A 22,393-nucleotide genomic window follows, 5' to 3' on the forward strand; every position below is an offset into this window, starting at 1 on the left:
TAATGGAAATACCGTTTACCCTAGCAAAAATAGTTACAAAATGGAGTAGTAATCGCTATGGATTTCAAAAACTCAATAGCACTAAAAAAAATCAGCCTAGCTGTCTCAATTGCACTATTATCAGCCTGTGGTGGCGGAGGTGGCGGAGGCTCAACTCCCAGCTCTAAAAAACAGCCTCAATCTTATTCTATTCATGGCGCTGCAGTTAAAGGCCCTTGGCAAAACGCCAGTGTCAATTTAAGAAATTTAGACCTCAATATCACAGATGGTTTAGGAGGTATTGTCAGCAGTTCAACCACAGGTGATAACACCTTTATAAATGGTTTAAATATCCAAGCCCCGTTAGCTGATTATTACCTTCTTGAATTTATTGCAACTGATGAAACGGTTGATACTTCAACTGGTAATAAACCCGTTTTTAACAAGCTATACAATTTAGTTGAGGCAAACCAAATAACAGCAGGTCAAGCAACTTATGCCACACCATTATCCACCCTCTCTTATTTTGTAAGTTTAGAAAAAATGAAATTGGGTTTATCTTATGCTCAAGCAAAAGTTGAATCTGAAGCACTAATAAAATCTATTTTTAGTTATGGTCAAACACTACAAGCAAGTATTACTCAAACAAGTCCAATTTTAAATTCTGGAATGAGTACAGACCAACAAACGTCTTCATTTCAAATAAGGCAAATCAATGAAATACTGGCGAGTCAAATTGAGTCACTTACTAATGTAAACCAAAGCTCAGACATAATATTTCAGCAATTAGCACAAGATATTACTGACGGTAAATTAGATGCATTATCAGAGCTGGTTCCGATAATAGCTTATCAAGCAGATGATGTTTCAGTATTTCAAAACGATGTTTCAAACTTATTAGTTGTGGGAACAAACATCTCTGTTAGTGATATTCACCTGCAAATGTTGAGTGAAACAAGCGTTACAGGACAAACATTTAATGATGATACATATTTAACGACACTAGCGAGTTCAATTGTATTATCTGGTGCAATTTTAACAGCTGATTATGATAATGATGGTGTGCTTAATGCAGCAGATGAAGATGATGATAATGATCAAGTATCAGATATTGAAGATGCCTTCCCGCTTGATCCAGCAGAACACCTAGATACAGACTTAGATGGTATCGGCAACAATCAAGACGATGATGATGATAACGACGGCACCCTAGATAGTGAAGATGAATTACCACTTAATCGAGCAGAGCAAAAAGATTTTGATAAAGATGGCCAAGGTGATAATGCCGATTTAGATGATGATAATGATGGTACAGCTGATACGTTGGATCTATTTCCTTTCGACGCTTCAGAGTGGCTAGATTCTGATGGGGATGGTACAGGTAATAATGCCGATATTGATGATGATAACGATACCATAAATGATACAGAAGATGCTTTCCCGTTGGACCCAACAGAATCACTGGACACGGATTTAGATGGTGTTGGTAACAATACCGATTTAGATGATGATAATGACAATGTGCCAGATTCAGCTGATTTATTCCCACTAGATTCAACCGAATCAGCTGATTTTGATAATGATGGCTTAGGTAACAACACAGATACTGATGATGATAATGATAGTGTCGTTGATGAGTTAGATGCTTTCCCATTCAATGATAAAGAATCACTCGATACAGATTCTGACTCTATCGGTAATAATGCTGACACTGACGATGATAATGATGGTGTGATTGATGATAAGGACGCCTTCCCTCTTGATGCAGAAGAAAGCATAGATACTGATTTAGATGGTATCGGTAATAACAAAGATAGTGATGATGATGGGGATGGCGTTAGTGATGACGAAGATGCCTTGCCTCTTGATAAAACAGAAACCTTAGATAATGATGCTGATGGCATAGGTAATAATGCTGACACCGACGATGATAACGATGGTATTAACGATGACGAAGACGCTTTTCCGCTAGATGAAGATGAGTGGCGAGATAACGATCAAGACGGTCTCGGTGATAATGTAGATGATGACGATGATAATGATGGTGTAAAAGACGCTGAAGATGAATTGCCATTAGATGCATCTGATTCTAAAGACTTTGATCGTGATTTAATTGGAGATCTAGCCGACACAGATGATGATAATGACGGGATTTTAGATAATAAAGACCTCATCCATGTCAGCTATTCTTTAGATGAATATTACACAAATGAAACTATCAAAATCCGTGTTCGAGGATTTGATTCCAAGGGTAATCGCCTATTATCCAGTGATGGGTGGCACCTACAATATTACAGTTATGACCTTTCTAAAATAATTGGTTATGATCATTTAAACCAACCAGAATATAAGCGTGTAGAAAAATACACTACAAATGGTTATTTCAACGGGATTTTTGACAGCTTGTCACAAGAGTGGGAGATCAATTTCCCATCCGTTGAATACTCTGGTGATTTTAGGTTAGATATCTCAGTTTATTGCTCTCGTGGTGGCAATGATTGCTCTCCAGAAGAGGATGTTTGGATCGATAAAAAGCAATCACGTAATTACACTTTATTATGCTCAAGTGGTGAAGACGTTTGTGAACCTATTTTAGATCCTGAGCCAGGAGTCAATATAACTCAATCTGAAGGCTCATCCTATTTGGCCAGTATTGCCCAAGAATCTAATGGTCAATTATTAGCAGTATACAGGGAGTTTTCAAATAGCAAAGTAGTAAACCAACTGAGATACTCAACTAGTAATGGTCGTAGCTGGCAGGCATTTTCGAACCCAAGTGTGCTGGAATCAGATACAACAGCCAGTCTAATAGCCAATGCAGACAATGATTTTGTTTTAGCGACCAATTGTAGAAATTATTTAGGAATCTGTATTTTAAAATCAGATACAGGCGAAAGATGGTTACAACAAGCAAGCATTAATTTATCCTCCTATGAAGATTGCTCTTCAGGTTGTAGCTATTCACCCGCAAGTAAATCAATTACTCAAGCACCAAATGGTGATTACTATTTAACCTATAGTGTTTTCAACCCACAGCTAAATAAAAATCAATTGCATGTATCAACTTCCAATAATTTACTTCAATGGACCACACCGATTGAAATTAGTACTGAACAGGAAGCCATCGAACCTAAAATAACAGCTATGGATAACGGTACGCTTCTCTTGAGTTACCGCGCTGTTAACTATCAAGAAGAAGATGGAAACTTCAGTACTTTACTTGCTTCGCAAGACGGAGGGCAAAGCTGGCAAGAAGTCAAAACTTGGAAAGGTTATATATCTAACTTTAACTTTGTTAACAATGAGAGCAGTACGGATATATTCTTCTTCTCTTGGGGCATAACAACTAAAGTAACCATCTCGGACAATTTAACCTTGTCTGACGAAAGTTATTATACTCATAACGAAGGCTTCGCTCCCATCTACATTAAACTAAACGATGGCTCTCTTTATAAAGCCTATAGCTTAGATTTAAATGAGACAAGAGATATTTTCTTTGTTCCTTTATCAGAGGATTAACATTAACTTTTAAAAACATGTGCCACTGAACAATTTACATCTAACAGAGGCATACTGTTCATAGAGAACAAAAAAGCCGAATCAGATGATTCGGCTTTTATCAAAAATCAAAGCTGTTATTTAGCAAGTTTGCGTCTTAAGCTCACACCTAAAACACCTAAACCTAATAATAATAAACCGCTAGGTGCTGGAACTGGGTTAACAACACTACCAATACCAACTTGAGCAAATAAAATCTTACCACCTGCTGTTAACACTTCACCATAACCATCACCCCAGAAAGTTACTGTTGTAAAAGTGTTTGTATCATCGATAGCACCAACAAATACAGTATCGTTACCGTTACCGCCACCATTAGCAACTGTTGGGTTATCGTTGTAGCTATTTGCTGTTGCAACTTGCTGCACTGCACCACCATCAAATTGAATGTAAAGACTTGATGGTAAACAACATGTACCCCAGTCACCTACTTCAAAACCTAATGCGTTAATTGCATTATCGAAAGTAAATGTAATACCTGATGTTTCAGGGTTAACTTGTGTAGGGTCAATATTGATCATTTGACCACTCGAAGTATTAGCACTTGCTGATCGAACACCAGTAGTGAAACCATCTGTTGTTTCAATAGTGAAACCACCTAAATCCCAAGAAGAGCTAGTAGTTAAACCAGATAATGTTAAATCAGCTACTGAAGCACCAGTTGAAACAACCGTGTTTGTGAAAGATGTTTGACCGCCAACGATAGTGTCATAGAAAGTAACTGGAACGGCTTGAGCTTGTGCGCTGACAAGAACGGCAGCCGCAGAAAGGTATTTTGCGAAAGTGTTCATTTTTAATCCTTATTTGATTTTATATATCCAGCCGATATTAGTTTTATTTTCGGCATAGCATTTTTAGTACTCCTTCACCACGAGGAACCGCTCGTACAAAAATGTTGCACTTGATAAGCAAAAAACAAACCACCAATAAAATAACAAACAATATCAATAGCTTAAAAAATAAAACCGTAAACATATAGATACAAAAAGTAACAAGTGTAAAAAAAATGAACAGTAAATAGGGGCAGAGATAAAGCGATATCTTAAGAACAAAAGGGAAAAGGGTATGCCGACTAACAAAATAAATGCCAGGAGTGAGGGTGTGAGGTTAGGTCACCTATCCTGCCAGTCGGCGTTTTTTCAGTGCTTTACTCTTCCTATCGATGTAAAAAAACCACTGAAAGCTGCATCAAAGTTTAAAAGGGCTGAGGGAAAGCCCATCAAGTTTTTGACGCATTCTAGATAAAGCAAACTGCGTGCCATAAAAACAACGTTTACTTTATTAAGAATAAAATGGGCTGGTGTTAATCAAACACCAGCCTAAGGCTCAACACTTGGAGAGAGTGAGCAAAATCTTAATGGTGAGTCACTCAAAAGACGAATAGCTTACTATTAAGACTGATTAATTTGCTTTTAAGTTCGATAATAAATGCTTGGTTTCACATGATAAGTAGCGATGAAACCAAGCGCTTTTTGACGTTAACCTGGCTTTATCCTAATAGTGATAATGCCGCTTGTGGACGTTGGTTCGCCTGACTTAAAACCGTTTGGCTTGCTTGTTGTAAAATCTGATTACGGGTTAATTCTGCTGTTTCTGCCGCAAAGTCGGTATCTTTGATACGCGAGCGTGCACCTGATACGTTTTCAACAACGTTTGATAAGTTACGAATCGTTGATTGGAAACGGTTTTGTAATGCACCTAAATCGGCACGTGTTCCACCTATTACTGAAATTGCACCATCAATTAACGTTAACGCCGCTGACGCTTGTTGCTCTGTCGCGACCGAGATTTGACCAATACCTAAACCCGATGCACCAAAGCCGCCTTGACGAGATAAATTAACTGAAATGGATTGACCACCATTTGCACCCACTAAGAAAGCGGCTGAGTAATCACCTCTTAATAAGTCAACGCCGGCAAACTGAGTCGTGGCACCGATACGACTGATTTCTGTTTTTAATGCTGATACTTCTTTTTGCAGGGCTAAACGGTCTGATGAACCATTGATACCGTTTTGTGCTTGAATCGCTAATTGACGAATACGTTGTAGTGAATTCGTGATTTCTTGCATTGCACCTTCAGCTGTTTGTGAAAGTGAAATTGCATCGTTTGCATTACGAATAGCTTGGTTTAAGCCTTGAATCTGCGATGTCATACGGTCGGTGATTTGAAGACCCGCAGCATCATCCGCTGCACGGTTGATACGGAAACCTGATGATAAACGTTCAAACGACACGTCTAAACCATTACCTGATGTCATTAACTGACGCTGAGCATTTAACGAGGATACGTTAGTATTTACAAATAAAGACATGATTCTCTCTCCAAGATTTTTAAATTAAATGCCCGTATTTTTTTTATTGTTTTTGTGTCGGACAATTAAGTTATCGGTGGTGCTTGAATAAAAAAGAGAGGAAAGTGTTGCCGATTGTCGGCAAATATTTGGCCCGTTTAAAAACGAAATTGCCGGGGTAAATCGCCCCGACAATCTAGCTAAAAATAGGCCCTAAAATCTATTAGTGATGAAAAGTATCACTATTAAAACTAAAGCCGGTATTATCAATTAATACTTGCGATAAGCTTGATTGCTCAATCAGTACTTTATCTTCGGCAAAAATGAAGGGGTCATTTAAGTAATAATAGAAATCAGCATCTCTCAAACGTTCAAACTGCTCTTGAATAATTGCAGCCGCAGTTTGACCTACCGCCATACCAGGCTGATGTGATTCAGCAATTAAACCAACCCACGCGTCGATATTATTGATATCACCATCATAGGCTAAAGCCAATTTAGCAGCGATTTCAGGGTTATCGTTAATTTCTTCAAATAACGAAATTTCACTTCCCTGCTCCACTTGTGAACGAATAGTCACATAGTCAGACAAACCATGGTCACGACCACGCTGAATGTTCAGCATCGCTAAATCATTACCAAAAATCGCCGTACCAGTGTGATCAAAAAATAGTAAGTTTCGAATCGCATCGACAAGGTGAATATCAACTTGCTGCTGTGATGTTTCAGCTAAGCCTTTTAAGAAGTAGTTTGCACCGTACTCGGCCACTAACTCAGGGTTAAAGAAAGCATTAATCAGCGGTATTTCACCATTAAAGACTCGACCTCGACTGATCATAGTGGCTGGTGAGTTATCTGATTGTAAAATGGCTAAGTTGTTTGGCAACATAGTGTGACCAAAACGAAATGCAGCTGCAGCAAATGTATTGCTGATAGCTGGGTTTACATCAAACTGATAACCCTGATATTCAGACACTTGAATACCGAGTGCTGGTAACCAATCTTGGTATGTAATTTTTTGAATTTTACCGGTGACAATACGTTTTGTACGTTGGTAAATTTCTTCATCGTCGCGATAGCCTTGCTCCCAAACCATAGCAGCAATACGATTGTGTTCACGTACCCATAACGTATGCATTGCAGTTAAACCCGTCTGCTCGTTAGCTCGAATATCACCAGCAACAAATACAGCTTGACGTTGCCCTGCTCTGTCGGTATCTCCGGCCATACGTGGAGCGGATAAATCTAGTTCGACAGGCGCACCCAACTCATCAAAACGCTCACCTGTTACCGTATTGAAAGGTAAAAGATGCTCAATTTCACCTTGTTCATTTATACGTGTTGAAGTTTTTAACAAACCTTTCTTGAAGCTTCTTAACCAGTTTGCTGATTCAATATCAGAGCCATAGATCATTGAGCCATCTAACCAGGCGGTAATATGGTTCATTTGCTCACGTGGTGTATCAATACCGGTTGTTTCATCATAATTTGAGCGCTCAAAGTGAACCGCTGGGAATAAATCCCCTAAAACTTGGTCGATAATAACCGTTTCGCCATTGCCATGGGCTTGATTGATATCAGCATCAATATCTAGGTCGTGATCGATAAATTGTCCCCACTGAAAAACCATTTGACTTAACTGATTTAAGCTAGGCATATCTTCAGCTTGTGCTGCCACAATATTTGAAATTTCACGAGGATTCTTTCTGGCTAATTGGCTATTAGGTGAATGTTCAACTAACTGACTCAAACCATCCTGATAGGCAGAAGGAAATACTCTGAGTAACTGTATACCTGCTGCCCCTAATCTAGGTTTTACAACGTTATTACAAGTACCATCAATAGCTCGTACCAGTACCCGCTCACAGATAGGGTTATCAAGAGGAGGCTCTTGTGGAGTAGACTGAGAACTAGCGAAAGAAGCAAATGAGCTAAAAGTTAATGCACAGCAGGCCCACTTCGCCTGATTTAGAACGTATTTCATTGTTATCCTTAATATTTTTATTTAAAACCGGGCGCTAAATTAGGTGAGTTAAATGACAGAAAAACGACTATAAAAAGACAAAAAGATTAAAAATAAAACAAATAAAATCAATAAGTTAAAAACAAAAAATGTATTTTTAGACGGTGTTACCACTTCGTTAAATGGTTAACCTAAAAATGCAAAAAACTAACATTTTTAATATTTCATTTTTTGAAAGCTTTTGTCTAAAAGTGTAAAGTAGCGTCAGTTTTAGGTGTCTTGGATGAAATCACTTTCATGCCAAGGTGAAACGGGAATCAGGTGCCTAATCCTGAGCTGCCCCCGCAACGGTAATTGCAAGTTTTTGGTCATCACCACTGTAAGTAACAAATATTTATGGGAAGGGACTAAAAAACGCTTGAGCATAAGCCCGGAGACCGGCCTAACACATAGCAAATCAAGCTTAATAGAAAACTGCGGTGGGCGGCTTTTTAGACATTTAACTTATTTATTACGCTAAGTAGTATCAGCTGCGTCTAATCTCGTCTACTGCCTAACACTAGGTTTAGGTGGTCCATGTTTACTCAACAAAGTAATACTCGTCTTACTGAACGAGTTAATCAAAATAGCGCCAAGATAGTTATTTTTCTGCTACTTGCCTCGCTGATGTTGTTAACCAGAGGATATCATTTTGCCTCTAACTTACATTTGCCAAGTGCCACACTTGCTTGTTTTTTCCTAGCTGGCTTTTTTATTGCACGAATGAAAAGCTTTTACGGGTTATTCAGTCTAGCGGTGGGTATTGATCTATTGTCTAGCTATGCCAGAGGCTCTTTTGGCGATTGTATTACCGTCTCTTACCCCTTTTTAATTGTCGGTTACTTTATTTGCTACCAGTTTGGTAAGTGGAGTTACTTCAATGCACAAGCGAGAGGAAAAGCGCTGGCAGGGGCTAAAAGTTTCGTCTTTTTAGCCATTTCTAGTAGCCTGGCTTTTTTAACATCTAACGGCAGCTACTACTTATTGTCCGGTAAATTTACCGATCTAAACTGGGCAGAATATACCGCTAGAGTGGCAAAATATTATCTCCCCTACGTGCAGAACCCATTTATTTATGTTGGTTTTGCGTTGCTAGTCTATTGGCTCTTTTCAAAAATTAAAGTCGCTGATGCGCTATTAAAACAGGACTAAATGATGAAACTGTGTCCCGCTTTAATTATAAGTGCTCCCTCTTCCGGTTCAGGAAAAACGACAATTACCGCCGCATTGGCCCGTTACTATCAACAACAAGGCAAAATCGTTCACGTATTTAAAACCGGTCCAGACTTTATTGACCCAATGATATTAACCCAAGCAAGTGGCTTTGCAGTTAAACAACTGGATTTGTGGATGGTAGGTAAAGATGCTTGCCAGGCTTTACTTGCAGAGTCAGCTTCACAAGCCGATTTAATTTTAATCGAAGGTGTGATGGGTTTATTTGATGGCCAGCCATCTACTGCTGACCTTGCCGCATTTTTTGATATTCCAGTTCTGGCAGTTATCGATGCCAGTGCCATGGCACAAACCTTTGGTGCCATTGCCTGTGGTTTAAAAAGTTATCGGCAAGATTTTCAACTTGCAGGTGTTATTGCCAATCGAATTGCGAGTCAGCGCCATGGCCAAATGCTAGCAGACAGTATGTTGTCCGATATTGATCTAGTGGCACAATTTAACAGGCAAGCAGAAATCACTTTACCCGAAAGACATCTAGGTTTGGTTCAAGCGAAAGAATTAGCTGATATTGACGACAAACTCAATCTAGCTGCCCAGCAAATCGCTCAATCGCGTTTGGCCGATTTTAGCTACATCACTAAAATAGCCGGTAAGGTACAAGCCAAGGCAACTAACTCCAGTATTCCAGCAACCCAAACATTAAAAGGCAAAACCATTTTAGTCGCTAAAGACCTTGCCTTTAATTTCTTATATCAAGAAAACCTTAATGTATTGAGAAGTGCAGGCGCTGAGCTTATTTTTATCTCGCCACTTAACGATAAGGCACTACCGCAAGCGGATGCATTATACCTACCAGGCGGCTATCCAGAGCTTTATGCAGAGCAATTGAGTCAGAACGAAGCATTCATTCAGTCTTTAAAAGCATTTGCCTATAGCCAGAAGCCCATTCTTGCTGAGTGTGGCGGTATGCTTTATTTACTGGAACAGCTAAAGCTTGATGACGGAACCTGTATCGACATGTCGGGTGTGTTACCGGGTTCAGGTCAAATGCACAAGCGCATATCGAGTATTGGTATGCAAGGAGCGGATTTTAGCCTGCTCACTGGGCAAAAACACCAATTAACGGGTCACAGCTATCATTACTCGAGTGCAGAAATAAATCTCCCAATTAGATTAACCGGCACAACACATCCTTATAAAACACACGGTGAGAATATCTACTGGCAAAATAATATTCTCGCCTCTTATATTCATTGGTATTTTGCTAGTAACCCTGACTTTGTTTGCTCCTTTTTCAATGCCAATATAAAGACTCGATTTAATGACTGATTATCGCCAAATAAAATACCCTGAACGCATTGTTTGCCTGACAGAGGAAACAACCGAAGCATTATATTTAATGGGGGAGCAAGACCGTATTGTCGGTATTTCAGGCTACACTGTCAGACCTGCACATGCCCGCAAAGAAAAACCAAAAGTTTCAGGTTTTATCAATGCAAAAATAGACAAAATAACTGATTTAAAGCCCGATTTAGTACTGGCCTTTTCTGATATGCAAGCGGACATCGTCAAAGACTTAATCAAACAAGGTATCAGTGTGCACTGTTTTAACCAACGTAGCATCAGTGAAATTTTTCAAATGATTGCCACACTCGGCGCCTTAATAGGCAGGCCCGATAAATCAGCAAAACTGATTGCCGATTTAGCCGCTGGCGTTGAAGAAATTAAACAAAAGGCAGCATTATTGACTGAAAGGCCAAAAGTTTATTTTGAAGAGTGGAATGATCCCATCATTACGGGGATTGGCTGGATCAGTGAATTAATTCAAATTGCAGGTGGTAACGATTGCTATCCAGAGTTTGCTAAGGAATCATTAGCAAAAAATAGAATTGTGGCCAATAACCAAGATGTCGTAGCTAGGCAACCAGATATAATCATTGGTTCTTGGTGTGGCAAGCGTTTCGTCCCCGAAAAAGTAAAGGCCAGAGAAAATTGGCAAACGATTTCAGCAGTACAAAATAACGAACTGCACGAGATAAAGTCTGCCGATATTTTACAACCTGGGCCAGCGTGTCTAACCGATGGGCTACAACAAATTTATCAAATTATAGAGAACTGGCACCAAAAGCAGAGTAATTAAATATGCAAACTTGTCACCAATGTGGCGTTCAATTTAGCTGTGATGTTGAACAGGCCAAACAAGGAGGCCACTGCTGGTGCATGGAATTGCCCAAACTGACTGAGCTACTCAGGCAAGCATCGTCTGAAATCGAATTATTAGAGGTTGAAAAAAACCAAGCAAAGCGCTGTATTTGTAAGCAATGTTTATCGAAGCGTTATGGGGATCGAATCAAGCATTTAATTGCTCATTTGCCAACCGAGCAGCTTGTAAAACTTGCACAACCTTATCGGGATGACAAACCTCTACTCGAACATATCGATTACCAAATTGAAGATGGTAATTACGTGTTTAACACTTGGTATTTATTAAAACGCGGACGTTGTTGCGGCAATGGCTGCCGCAACTGCCCTTATTAGCAATATCACGAGCTAAGTAACTAATTGTCCTCTAGTTGCTTAGCCTGAATAGCGGTTAATGCGATGGTATAAACAATGTCTTCTACCAAAGCACCACGTGATAGGTCATTAACGGGCTTTCTCATGCCTTGTAGCATAGGGCCAATACTGACTAAATCTGCACTTCGCTGCACCGCTTTATAAGTAGTATTGCCCGTATTTAAATCAGGGAAGACAAATACCGTCGCTTGACCTGCAACTTTAGAGTCTGGTGCTTTTTTTCGCGCAACATTTTCCATCACTGCGGCATCGTATTGCAAAGGTCCATCTATCAATAAATCAGGCCGTTTCTGCTTCGCCAATTCTGTAGCTTGTCTTACTTTCTCTACATCATCTCCAGCACCGGAGCTGCCCGTGCTGTAGCTGATCATAGCGACTTTAGGATTAATCCCAAACGCTTTGGCCGAATCTGCCGACTGAATTGCTATATCGGCTAGCTGCTCTGCCGTTGGGTCAGGATTGATTGCACAGTCGCCATAAACAAATACCTGTTCAGGCAGCAACATAAAGAAGATCGAAGAGACTAAGCTACTATCAGGTGCTGTTTTAACAAGCTGTAATGGAGGACGAATAGTATTAGCCGTTGTATTAACGGCTCCCGACACTAAACCATCGACTTCGCCTTGCTGTAACATCATAGTTCCTAGCACCACAGTGTCTTTGAGTTGCTCCCGTGCAACGACATCTGTCATACCCTTGTGTTTTCTGAGATCAACTAAAGGTTCTACGTATTTGTCGGCAATTGATGCTGGCTCAACTATCTTTACGTAATTATTGAGGTTAACACCTTGCTGTTCCGCAATACGTAAAATCTCAGCTTTATCACCGAGCAATACAGTACGTGCAATTTCTCGCTCTCCACAGATAGCGGCCGCTTTAATCGTTCTTGGCTCATTACCTTCAGGTAGAACAATGGTTTTGTATGCTTTTCTAGCCGCCTCGGACAATTGATACCTAAATGCAGGCGGGGACATTTTCTTAATACCGACATCAGTCGCTTGCAGCGTTTCAATCCACGCTTTGTCGATAAAGTTTGCAGTGTGATCTTTTACTTTTTCAATACGTTGTAAATCATCAACTGGGACTTCAAAATTAAAGCGTTGTAAATCAATGGCAGTACGCCAAGTATCCCCCTGACTCAGAAGAACGGGTACCCCTGAAGATAAAGCTTGTTCGCACAAACTCATGATATCGGCATCAGGCTCGATACCACCAGTTAAAAGAATTGCACCTATCTTAGTACCATTCATAACCGATAAACACGCGGCAACAATCACATCAGAGCGATCACCTGGGGTAACGACCAAAGTGTTGGGTTTGAAATGATCCAACATGTTGTTCACCGTACGTGCGCAGAAATTGACCGAACGCAAGCGCCTGTGTTCCATATCCCCTTCGTTAATCACTTTAGCATTCAGTGAAGCTGCTAAGTCTTTCACTCGCGGGGCTATCATATCAAAGTGCCAAGGAATGGCGCCTAGCATCTTAAAGCGCGCTCGACGAAAGAGTGGGATAGACTGTAAATGAGCAAGTGCCGCTTGATACGTTTCATCATCAACAGGCTCACTTGCATCTAGACTCAGGCGGCCATCTTTCTCTAGCGGAGCAGCCACTTTATTAAAAATACAGCCCAGTGTTTTTTCACTCTCAACACCGCCATAATTTGCAGCTGTTACCTCCAGCATATCTTCAATTTTGTCATTGCTAAGGTTTTGTGGCGATAACACGAAAATGACATCAGCACCTAAAGCAGTAGCAATTTTTTTATTTAATCTACCTGTGTAGTTTTGGTTAGGTAAAGGTATTAAACCTTCAATCACTAAGACTTGATCATCTTTTGTTTGAGATTCAACACGCCCAATAATTTCTTCTAACAAAACATCGGCATTATCATCTGCCATCATTTGCTCAACGTGAGCAACATCAAAAGATAAAGGAGGCTTGATAGAGGTCGTTTGTCTGATAATTTCAGTCGATTTTTCCGGCCCCTTTTCGCCCGTTCTCGGCTGTGATACAGGTTTAAAAAAGTTAACGGCAATACCTTGCTGCTCAAGCGCCCTAACTAAGCCTAAACTGATAGAAGTTAAACCAACACCAGCACCAACTGGGACTAACATTATACGTGAAGCCATGATTATGCCTCCTCTGATGAAATACGTACCGCATCTTGAGCAATCACCAACTCTTCATTTGTCGGTATGACTAAAGCTTTGGGGCTTGATTCACGTGTAATTATACCCGTGTTGCCAAAGCGAGCAGCCAAGTTGGCTTGTTCGTCTAATTCAAAACCAAATATCGTCAAGTGATTTAATACGGTTTGGCGAATAAAGGATGAGTTTTCACCAATACCACCGGTAAACACTAATGCATCCAAACGCCCAAGTGGTACGGTATAGGCGGCAATAAATTTAGCCAACTGATAACTAAAGACTTCGAGCGCCAACTGAGCACCTGGGTTATTTTCAGCTGCAGCCTCTTCTAGTGCTCGGCAATCGTTACTGAATTCTGAAATGCCCAGTAAGCCACTTTGTTTATTAAGCACTTTATCGATTTCATCAATGCTATGGCCTAACTGTTGATTCAGATACATGACAATACCAGGGTCTACATCACCCGAGCGGGTTCCCATGACTAGGCCAGCTAGCGGTGTTAATCCCATACTAGTATCAACAGATTGACCATTTTTAACGGCAGATACTGAGCAACCATTGCCCAAATGCGCTGTAATTAGATTTACTTCTAATACAGGTTTATTAAGCGTTTTAGCGGCCTGCTGAGTCACGAAATAATGGCTGGTACCATGGAAACCATAACGACGAATACCATGTTGTTTATAAAGAGCTTTTGGTAAAGCGTACAAATAGGCTTGTTGCGGCATTGTTTGATGAAAGGCGGTATCAAACACGGCAACTTGGGGTAAATGTGGAAAGCTCTTTTGCGCAGCTTCAATTCCCAGCAAATTAGCCGGATTGTGCAAAGGCGCGAGCTTACTCATTTCTTTAATCGTCGCTTTAACTTCTGCATTGATCAAAACAGACTGGGTAAACTGCTCACCGCCGTGAACCACACGATGCCCAACTGCAGATAAACAAGTATCAAGATCTTGTTGGTGAATGAGTTTTACCAATTGGTCAATTGCCACTTGGTGCATCGCATCTGCACCTAGAGAAAGTCCTTGCTTTTTGCCATCTAACTTCCATTCAATGCGTGCATCATCCGCGCCTAAACACTCAGCTAATCCAGTTAAAATATTTTCCGCGGTATCGGTATTAACAATTGCAAATTTTAACGACGAGCTGCCGCAATTTAACACCAATGCAAATTGGCCTTCGGTCATAGTTACCTCAAAAGAATTGAATTGATATTTTGATCAAGCTTAGAACAAACTTGGATAAAAACTAGCTCGTTAGAACAGCGAGCAGCTTTATCAAAAAGACAGGTATATTTTACTGACAATTGGCGGGTGAGACTTGTGATAAGTCAAAGAATTAAAACAATATTACAAATTAGCGAAGGATATTAACGTCAAGATCAAAGCTTCAACGTTTGCGCTGTAAAACTAGCCGAGTACGATATACAAAGCGAACAGGAACAAACATTGAAGCGGGATAAAAGGCTTACTGTCTACTGAAATAAACCCTGTATTTGTGATTTATATTGCTCAATAACAGCAACATCAGGGCTTTGCTGCTGTTTATTGAAACCTTGAGTCAACGTCATCATTTGTTGCATTTGCTTTTTCATCATGGCTTTTTCTTCTGCTGTTAGTTGCTCATTCGCTTCTAACTGCTTCAAAGTATCAGACATTTGATTGGATAACATGCCAGCATCCGTTGGCACATTTAAACTCATCATCGCTTGTAATACCTTTACTTGTGTTGAAATAAATTGCTCTGGCGTAAAGCCATATTGTTGCAATTGATTAGCAAAAGACGCATACAAACCTGAAGATTTGATTTGTGCCATGGCCACTTCAACCACTTTTTCAGGTGAGTTATTTAAAAAATCGATACTTTCTGTCGATAACTTATCGGCATTCGCCGTCAACCACTGCTCAGCTTGCGGAAACGCCTTAATCCACTTTTCTACATCATTACCTGTTAAGTTTTTAGCCTGTAGAACACAGCTAAAACCCAGTAGCGTTAATGCAATTAGTAGCTTTTGCATGATTATTCCTTATTTAGATAGTTGGTGTTGATACTTGGCTCGACTTAAGCTCTGCTTCAATATCTTTTGCCAAAATATTTAAACTTTGCTCAATGGCAGTGACCATTGCTGGGTAACCTGCTTGAGCTTGATTCAATATGTAATTAAAACTCCGCCATGATGTCGTTTTGGTTAACGCATCACCCTGACGATTTTTTTTTAATTCTGTTAACTGCCAACGACCGCTTAAAAAAAGTTGACCCGTTACAGAACCATGTAACTTAGTCACTTCTACTTTGACTTGAGCAGCTGATTGATTGGCATCGATAGTAATATACTGCGATAAATAACGCGCAATCCCCTTTTCTAAAGGTTCTGCCCATCTGTGATAATGAGCAAAATGAAGTTGTTCTTGCTCTTTTACAACTAACTTATCTTGTTGTAAATAACCCGGTAGTAGCACTTCAAAATGAACATAGCCCCCGCGAGTTGATGACTCATCATCAAGCAAGTAACGCTTTACTTCAGGCGTGGGTTCGCTCGCACAGCTAGCCAACAATAGTCCGCTACATAATGCAGCCCATAGTTTAATGTTTTTAAATGACACTAGTTTTGCTCCTGACCTAATAATTCACCAGGAATGACATCTGCTTGTTTAGGCTCGGCAAAAATCAATGAGTTTGGTTTAGTTTGTAATTCTGTAGTCACTTGGTCCACACTGCGCAATGTTGAAGTAAGCTGTTTCAATGTGACATCAAGCTGCTGATAAAAATCAGATTCAGGTGCATAACCACTCATCATATCCTGCATTTGACTAACCAGTTGCTTCAATTCTTTTGGTAAAGACTTCACATCTTCATTACCAATATAGCCATTTAAGTCCATGATCAGCTTATCAGCTGAAATCAACATAGCGTTTAATTTAGCCAAACTCGTATTAGCTTCATTGAGTGTTTGATTAATCGGTAACTCATTGAGCTTATCTACAAAAATACCAACACGGGTGATAATGCGATCTAAGTCGTCATTAGTACTAGGGATCAGTAAATGCGGCCCTACTTTTTGTATTTCAGCTTTTGCTAACTCAGGATAGTAATCCAATGTAATGATACGCTTGCCCGTTACTAAACTGGCATTTTTAAGTGCAGCTCTTAAGCCATGAGTCACGTAATCACGCATTTTATCATCGAGTAAGGCTTTGGATTCTGGTGTATCAATGCCTAATATTCTCGCTGCATCGATTTTAATGATCACAGGAACCATGACCGCAGACATCGCTTGTCTTTGCTCTGGCGTTAAATATTCAAAGGAAACACCTTGTACCGTACCGACAGGAATCCCCCGATATTCAACAGGTGCTCCAGCCATTAAACCTCGTGTCGATGAATCAAATAACAACAAATACTCATTCGAGTATTGATAGGGGTGAAGATTCATTTGTTGCTGGTTTTTATAAAGCTTGTATAAGTAACCATCATCTACAGGTTGACCTAGCGGTACATTGGTCGGAACATCAAACGCCACCCCACCAGATAAAATCGTCTCCATCGACTCAGCTGTAAATTCCATACCCTCTGGTGTTAACTCAAACTTAAAACCACTGGCGTTAAAAAAACGAGAATTAGTCGTCACAAGTTTGTCGTAAGGCTCTCTTATGAAAGCTGTCGCTTTGAGTTGACCTTGCTCAACAATTTTAATTTGGTTAACTTGTCCAACTCTAAAACCGCGATACATCACAGGGTCACCTGCTGACAGTGAAGTCGTGACATCGGATGAAAGAGTGACATGAATACCCTTTCGGTTACCGCGAATAAGTGGTGGGCTATCCAAACCGACAAATTTATCGATACCTGTGTAACCTTGACCTGGCGCTAACTCAATATAAGCACCACTAAGCAGCGTTGATAAACCCGAGATGCCTTTTGAGCCTATTCGCGGTTTTACCACCCAAAATTGAGTATCCTGCCTGAGTAAGTCAGTTGCTTTGGGATCGATACGAGCAAAAATAGAAACCGTCTCTAAATCATCATTGAGTTCAACTCGCTCAACAATACCCACTTCAACATTTAAAGCTTTAATTTGCGTTTTACCCGCTTCGATTCCCTCGGCGGTGGTAAATTCGATACGTATCTCAGGGCCACGGTCGACATAATATTGAACAATAATCCAGATACTTGAAATCAACGCGATAATTGGAATTAACCATATCGTTGATATTTTCCGGCGTGTCTTTACTACCGCTTGTGCAGCGGGAACTGTCTCAGACAAGTTATTTATCTCCATTTTGATATTGATCCCAAATTAATCGGGGATCAAATGCTTTTGCCGCCAACATAGTGGTTATCACAACGCCGGCAAATGCTAAAGCAGCAATGCCTGGGGCAACGGTCAAAATACCGCCGAGTTGGAATAAGGCAACCAGAATCGCGACTACAAATACATCTATCATCGACCAACGGCCGATAAATTCAGTTAACCGATACATCAGCGCACGTTCGTGCCTATGCGTGAATAAATTGTATTTTACCGATACAACCAGCCAAATCAGTACCAGTATTTTTATGATGGGAATGACAATGCTGGCAGCAAAAATGACCGAAGCAATAAAATAGCCGCCCTGCTCCCACAGCAAAATCACCCCGCCGACTATGGTCGAGCTCGACTCTCGGCCAAAGTTAGTGGTATGCATAATAGGTAAAAAATTAGATGGCAAATACAACAGGACTGCCGTGAGTAACCAGGCAATGGTTTTTTGTAAACTGAGTGGTGTTCGCATGGCGAGTCTGGCATGACAACGTTGACAGTACTTGTGCTTGGCATCATTAAGTAGCCCACAAACACGACAATTTTGTAAACCGACAGATTTAGCGGTAACAGATTTTACTGATGAAGGTGCTGGCATCGTTTTGCCTGATCTAAGTAATGCCAGAAACGGTATTTATCTAAGCTAGAAAGTGAAAGCGTTAATGCTATCACAAACAAGATATAAGCCCAGAAAGATAAACCTAATTCAACTTGAGCCATGGAGGTAATCTTTGTCAAACTGGCGATCACGCCAATTAAGAACACTTCAGCCATACTCCAGTGCTTTAATGTAAATAAAGCGCGGGCAATAGGTATGCCCCCTTTAACAATTTGACGGCTGAATATAAGAGGCCAAAGTACATAAATCACCCCTAATACCAATAAACTAGGGATGAGTATGATAAATGAAAATACCAATAAGGCTAAAATCTCACTTTGATAATGGTACAAAGTTTGTGCCGATTGCCACAACGTCATAGTGAGCTTATTACCCTGTGCAGAAAAACCGAGAAAAGGAAAAAGATTGGCAACAACTAATAAAATAACAGCCGCAAAAGCATAAGCTAATGCGTACTGTAAGTTATTGCTCGATTTTGCAGTGATTAAACTATGACACCTCGGGCAAAAAGCCGACTGTTTGGCCGTCAGCTTAGGTGTTTCAATCAATAAATCACATTCAAAGCACGCGACATAATCTTTGCCGACCTTATCACAATCCATGGCTACCACTACTTAAGTGACGCACTCTCAAGTAAGTCTTCATCATGATGTTTGGCTCCAAATAAGGTTTTGATATCACTCAAAATAATATAAAGGCTCGGTACTAAAATGAGCGTGATAACAGTAGCAAATAGGATACCAAACGCTAAAGATACTGCCATAGGGATCACGATTTGCGCCTGCAAGCTCTTTTCTAACACGATAGGTACTAAACCAAAAAACGTAGTTAAAGAGGTTAATAGTATAGCTCTAAATCGTTGAGTGCCGGCTCGTATGACCGCATCAATTAATCGCATACCATCCGCTTTTGCGCGGTTGACAAAGTCCACCATGATCAGCGAGTCATTCACCACAACCCCAGTCAAAGCAATAATACCGCACATGGATAAAACGCTTATCGACAGACCTAATACCAAGTGCCCCACTATCGCACCGATAATACCAAAAGGTACAACTGACATGATAATAAGCGGTTGGCTATATGATTTAAGCGGAATAGCCATCAAAGCGTAAATAACAATAATGGCAAATAAGAAACCTAAACCTAGGCTTTTCATCGCATCCTGTTCATCTTTTGATGATCCAAATAGCTCAAATTTAACACTTGGGTATTTGGCTAAAATATTGGCAACTTCATTACTTTCAATTTCAGCAGCAAGTTTACCCGGCTCGACTAATGACTTATCAACGCGAGCGGTTACATTAATCGAGCGCACATAATTAATACGCGTGATGTTAGAGTACCCTTTGGCTATTGTTACCGAAGCCACACTGGTAAAAGGCACACGGTCACCATTTGGCGTAATGACTCGCATATTTTCCAAATCAGCGATAGAGACCCTTTCTTGCTCTGGGTAACGCACCATGACTTTTATTTCTTCACTATCGCGCTGAATTCGCTGAGCTTCAACACCGTAAAACGAAAAGCGAACCTGACGAGCCAAGTCAGCTAGGGTAATACCCAAAGATTCAGCTTCAGGTTTTAGCGCTAATAAGATTTCATCCTTACCACCACTGAAGTTATCAGCAATATCGTAAACGCCTTTAAACTCAGCTAAACGTTGCTTAAATTCAAGTGCCGCCGAGGCGACTTCATTTAAATCACTTCCGGTGAAAAGGAAGTTTAAATCGGTACCCGCTCCACCTTGAATCGCGGCATCAAAACTGACGGATTTAACGCCAGGAATTTCATCAAATGCATCACGCCATAAATTAGCAATTTCAAAGCCGTCTGTTTCCCTGTTTTCACCTTTCAAAAGTTCAACAATTACCACACCAGAGGTTTGAGATTGGCTAATGCTATTAACATGTTTAACAACGTGTTCGCCATTAGTGGCCAAATAAGCTTGATCAACTTCTTCAAGTGCTTGTTCAATTAACATGATGGCTTTATTGGTTTGACTGTCTGGCGTCCCATCTTCCATCGTCAATTCTGCGCGAATATAGTCACTTGGCAAATTAGGGAAAAAGACAAAACGCACTAACCCGCTGCCAACTAAACCGGCACTAATTAACAAAGCGCCGACAAACACAGAAAGCGTGATGTAGCGATTAGCAATCGCTTTTGTCAAAAATGGTTGGTAATACTGATTAATGAAATGGCTTAGCCCTTTGCTAACTTTGTTGCGAGCACGCGTTAAAGCATTGGGTTTGGGTTGTCTGGTTTTCATCCCTGCAAGATGAGCAGGTAAAATCCATTTGGATTCGATTAAAGAAAAGATCAAACATAGAATGACGACCATACCGATAGATTTCCAAATCACCGAACTTGGCCCGTCAACAGTTAACATAGGGACAAAAGCAACAATCGTCGTCAGTACACCAAAAGTTGCAGGCATCGCAACGCGTTGTGCCCCCGATATAATTGACTCTACACTAGAGCCTCGGTGTTCCACCTCATTGTAGACACTTTCACCAATGATAATGGCATCATCCACCACGATTCCCAGCACTAAAATGAAAGCAAATAAGCTGATCATATTAATGGTTACGCCCGTGTATGGCATCAGTGCAATCGCCCCTAAAAAGCAAACGGGTAAACCAATAATGACCCAAAATGCTAGGCGTAATTGTAAAAACAGTGTCAGGATAATAAAGACTAACAAAGCACCAGCAAGCATATTGCTGGTCATCAAATCCATTCGACCTTGTAAGTAATGAGAGGAGTCTCCCCAAGTAGCGAGCTGAACGCCATCTGGCAGTGATTGTTGCTTTTCTTTCACATAGTCTTGAACAGCTTGAGCAATAAGCAGATCATTTTGCTCGCCGACTGACTTAACTTGGATACCTAAGCTGTCTTTGCCATCAAAACGACCAATGACTTCTCTTTCCTCAAAGCCATCTATTACAGTAGCAACATCACGGATACGCAACTTGCTGCCATCGGCTTGAGTGATTAAGACAATTTCAGCAAATTCTTCACCGGTATAAGCTTGGGCATTAGTTCTAAGTAGAATATCGCCATTGGGGTTTTTAATCGCCCCACCAGGTAAATCAATAGAAGAGGCTTTAATACGATCGCTAATTTGATTAAGCGTTAAGTTGTATTCTCTTAATTTAGCTTCGCTAATTTCGATGCTGATCTCGTAATTTTTTGCACCGACAATTTCTGCTCGACTGACACCATCTAACGCGACAATTTCATCGTAAACTTCTCGTGTTAAACGTTTTAGAGCATGCTCAGACATATCCCCTGCGAGCTGAACAAATAATACGTTCTTTTCAGGCTTTATTTCGTAAATGACAGGCTTTTCAGTATTTTCAGGAAAGCTACTAATAGCATCAACCTGAACTTTCACTTCATCCATTACCGTGAGTACTTCATAGCCATCTTCTAATTCAAGCACTACAGAACCAATGCCTTCAGAAGCTGTCGCCGTCACTCGTTTGATACCATCGACCTGTTCGATTGCTCGTTCAAGTTGCAAAATAATACCTTGCTCAACCTCTTGTGGTGCTGCCCCTAAATAAGGCACGCGAATTTGAATGCGATTGAGTTCAAAGTCAGGAAAGGATTGCTTGCGAATGGTATCAACCGAGTACAAGCCAATTAAAATAATCAATATCATCAATAGGTTGGCTGCAACTGGATTACGAGCAAACCAAGCGATAATACTGCCTTGTGTTTTTGCAGTGGTCAT

At 40.4% G+C, this 22,393-nt stretch carries 16 protein-coding genes and 1 riboswitch; of the genes, 5 read left to right on the plus strand and 11 right to left on the minus strand.

The window, feature by feature from the left end; all coding sequences use genetic code 11:
* Nucleotides 1–57: 57 nt before the first annotated feature.
* Nucleotides 58–3,498: a sialidase family protein gene (locus HR060_RS01635; protein WP_174198525.1), complete on the plus strand. Its 3,441-nt coding sequence runs from the start codon at nt 58–60 to the stop codon at nt 3,496–3,498.
* Nucleotides 3,499–3,614: 116 nt separating this feature from the next.
* Here the strand turns inward: HR060_RS01635 and HR060_RS01640 are convergent, their stop codons facing one another.
* From HR060_RS01640 to HR060_RS01650, 3 genes are all read right to left on the minus strand, one after another.
* Nucleotides 3,615–4,328 carry a PEP-CTERM sorting domain-containing protein gene (locus HR060_RS01640; protein WP_174198526.1) on the minus strand — a complete coding sequence of 238 codons (714 nt, stop codon included), beginning with the start codon at nt 4,326–4,328 and terminating at the stop codon, nt 3,615–3,617.
* A gap of 698 nt (nt 4,329–5,026) precedes the next feature.
* A complete protein-coding gene (locus HR060_RS01645) occupies nt 5,027–5,851 on the minus strand; it encodes a flagellin N-terminal helical domain-containing protein (protein WP_174198527.1) in 825 nt (274 codons plus the stop codon).
* Nucleotides 5,852–6,053: 202 nt separating this feature from the next.
* Nucleotides 6,054–7,814: a peroxidase family protein gene (locus tag HR060_RS01650; protein ID WP_174198528.1), complete on the minus strand. Its 1,761-nt coding sequence runs from the start codon at nt 7,812–7,814 to the stop codon at nt 6,054–6,056.
* A 234-nt stretch (nt 7,815–8,048) separates the two neighbouring features.
* A riboswitch (cobalamin riboswitch) is annotated at nt 8,049–8,253 on the plus strand.
* Between the two features lie 116 nt (nt 8,254–8,369).
* Between HR060_RS01650 and HR060_RS01655 the strand changes: the two genes are divergently transcribed.
* Genes HR060_RS01655 through HR060_RS01670 form a run of 4 tightly spaced genes read left to right on the plus strand, consistent with a single transcriptional unit; the run spans nt 8,370 to nt 11,543 of the window.
* On the plus strand, nt 8,370–8,984 hold the full coding sequence (locus tag HR060_RS01655) for a hypothetical protein (protein WP_174198529.1): 615 nt from the start codon (nt 8,370–8,372) through the stop codon (nt 8,982–8,984).
* On the plus strand, nt 8,985–10,334 hold the full coding sequence (locus HR060_RS01660; RefSeq protein ID WP_217434849.1) for a cobyrinic acid a,c-diamide synthase CobB: 1,350 nt from the start codon (nt 8,985–8,987) through the stop codon (nt 10,332–10,334).
* Nucleotides 10,327–11,145, plus strand: a complete 819-nt coding sequence (locus tag HR060_RS01665) for a cobalamin-binding protein (protein WP_174198530.1) — start codon at nt 10,327–10,329, stop codon at nt 11,143–11,145. Before HR060_RS01660 ends, HR060_RS01665 begins: the two co-directional genes overlap by 8 nt.
* Before the next feature lie 2 nt (nt 11,146–11,147).
* Complete coding sequence (locus tag HR060_RS01670; protein ID WP_246283046.1) at nt 11,148–11,543, plus strand: cysteine-rich CWC family protein; 396 nt, start codon at nt 11,148–11,150, stop codon at nt 11,541–11,543.
* A gap of 20 nt (nt 11,544–11,563) precedes the next feature.
* Here the strand turns inward: HR060_RS01670 and pta are convergent, their stop codons facing one another.
* The 8 genes from pta to HR060_RS01710 all read right to left on the minus strand — a co-directional run bounded on the left by pta (nt 11,564) and on the right by HR060_RS01710 (nt 22,393).
* The gene (gene pta / locus HR060_RS01675) at nt 11,564–13,714 is read right to left on the minus strand and encodes a phosphate acetyltransferase (protein WP_174198531.1); all 2,151 of its coding nucleotides are present in this window, start codon (nt 13,712–13,714) and stop codon (nt 11,564–11,566) included.
* Between the two features lie 2 nt (nt 13,715–13,716).
* Nucleotides 13,717–14,919 (minus strand): acetate kinase, encoded by a 1,203-nt coding sequence (locus HR060_RS01680; protein ID WP_174198532.1) that lies wholly within the window; start codon nt 14,917–14,919, stop codon nt 13,717–13,719.
* A 287-nt stretch (nt 14,920–15,206) separates the two neighbouring features.
* Nucleotides 15,207–15,749 (minus strand): hypothetical protein, encoded by a 543-nt coding sequence (locus tag HR060_RS01685; RefSeq protein WP_174198533.1) that lies wholly within the window; start codon nt 15,747–15,749, stop codon nt 15,207–15,209.
* Between the two features lie 13 nt (nt 15,750–15,762).
* Entirely contained in the window at nt 15,763–16,335 is a 573-nt protein-coding gene (locus HR060_RS01690) for an ABC-type transport auxiliary lipoprotein family protein (protein ID WP_174198534.1), read from the minus strand.
* Nucleotides 16,335–17,996, minus strand: coding sequence for an intermembrane transport protein PqiB (pqiB, locus tag HR060_RS01695; protein ID WP_174198535.1), 1,662 nt, complete (start codon nt 17,994–17,996; stop codon nt 16,335–16,337). Before pqiB ends, HR060_RS01690 begins: the two co-directional genes overlap by 1 nt.
* A 1-nt stretch (nt 17,997) precedes the next feature.
* Complete coding sequence (locus HR060_RS01700) at nt 17,998–18,630, minus strand: paraquat-inducible protein A (RefSeq protein WP_174198536.1); 633 nt, start codon at nt 18,628–18,630, stop codon at nt 17,998–18,000.
* Complete coding sequence (locus HR060_RS01705) at nt 18,609–19,253, minus strand: paraquat-inducible protein A (RefSeq protein ID WP_174198537.1); 645 nt, start codon at nt 19,251–19,253, stop codon at nt 18,609–18,611. Before HR060_RS01705 ends, HR060_RS01700 begins: the two co-directional genes overlap by 22 nt.
* 8 nt (nt 19,254–19,261) lie before the next feature.
* On the minus strand, nt 19,262–22,393 hold the full coding sequence (locus HR060_RS01710; RefSeq protein ID WP_174198538.1) for an efflux RND transporter permease subunit: 3,132 nt from the start codon (nt 22,391–22,393) through the stop codon (nt 19,262–19,264).

The sequence above is a fragment of the Marinifaba aquimaris genome (assembly GCF_013328345.1).
Lineage (GTDB): Bacteria > Pseudomonadota > Gammaproteobacteria > Enterobacterales > Alteromonadaceae > Marinifaba > Marinifaba aquimaris.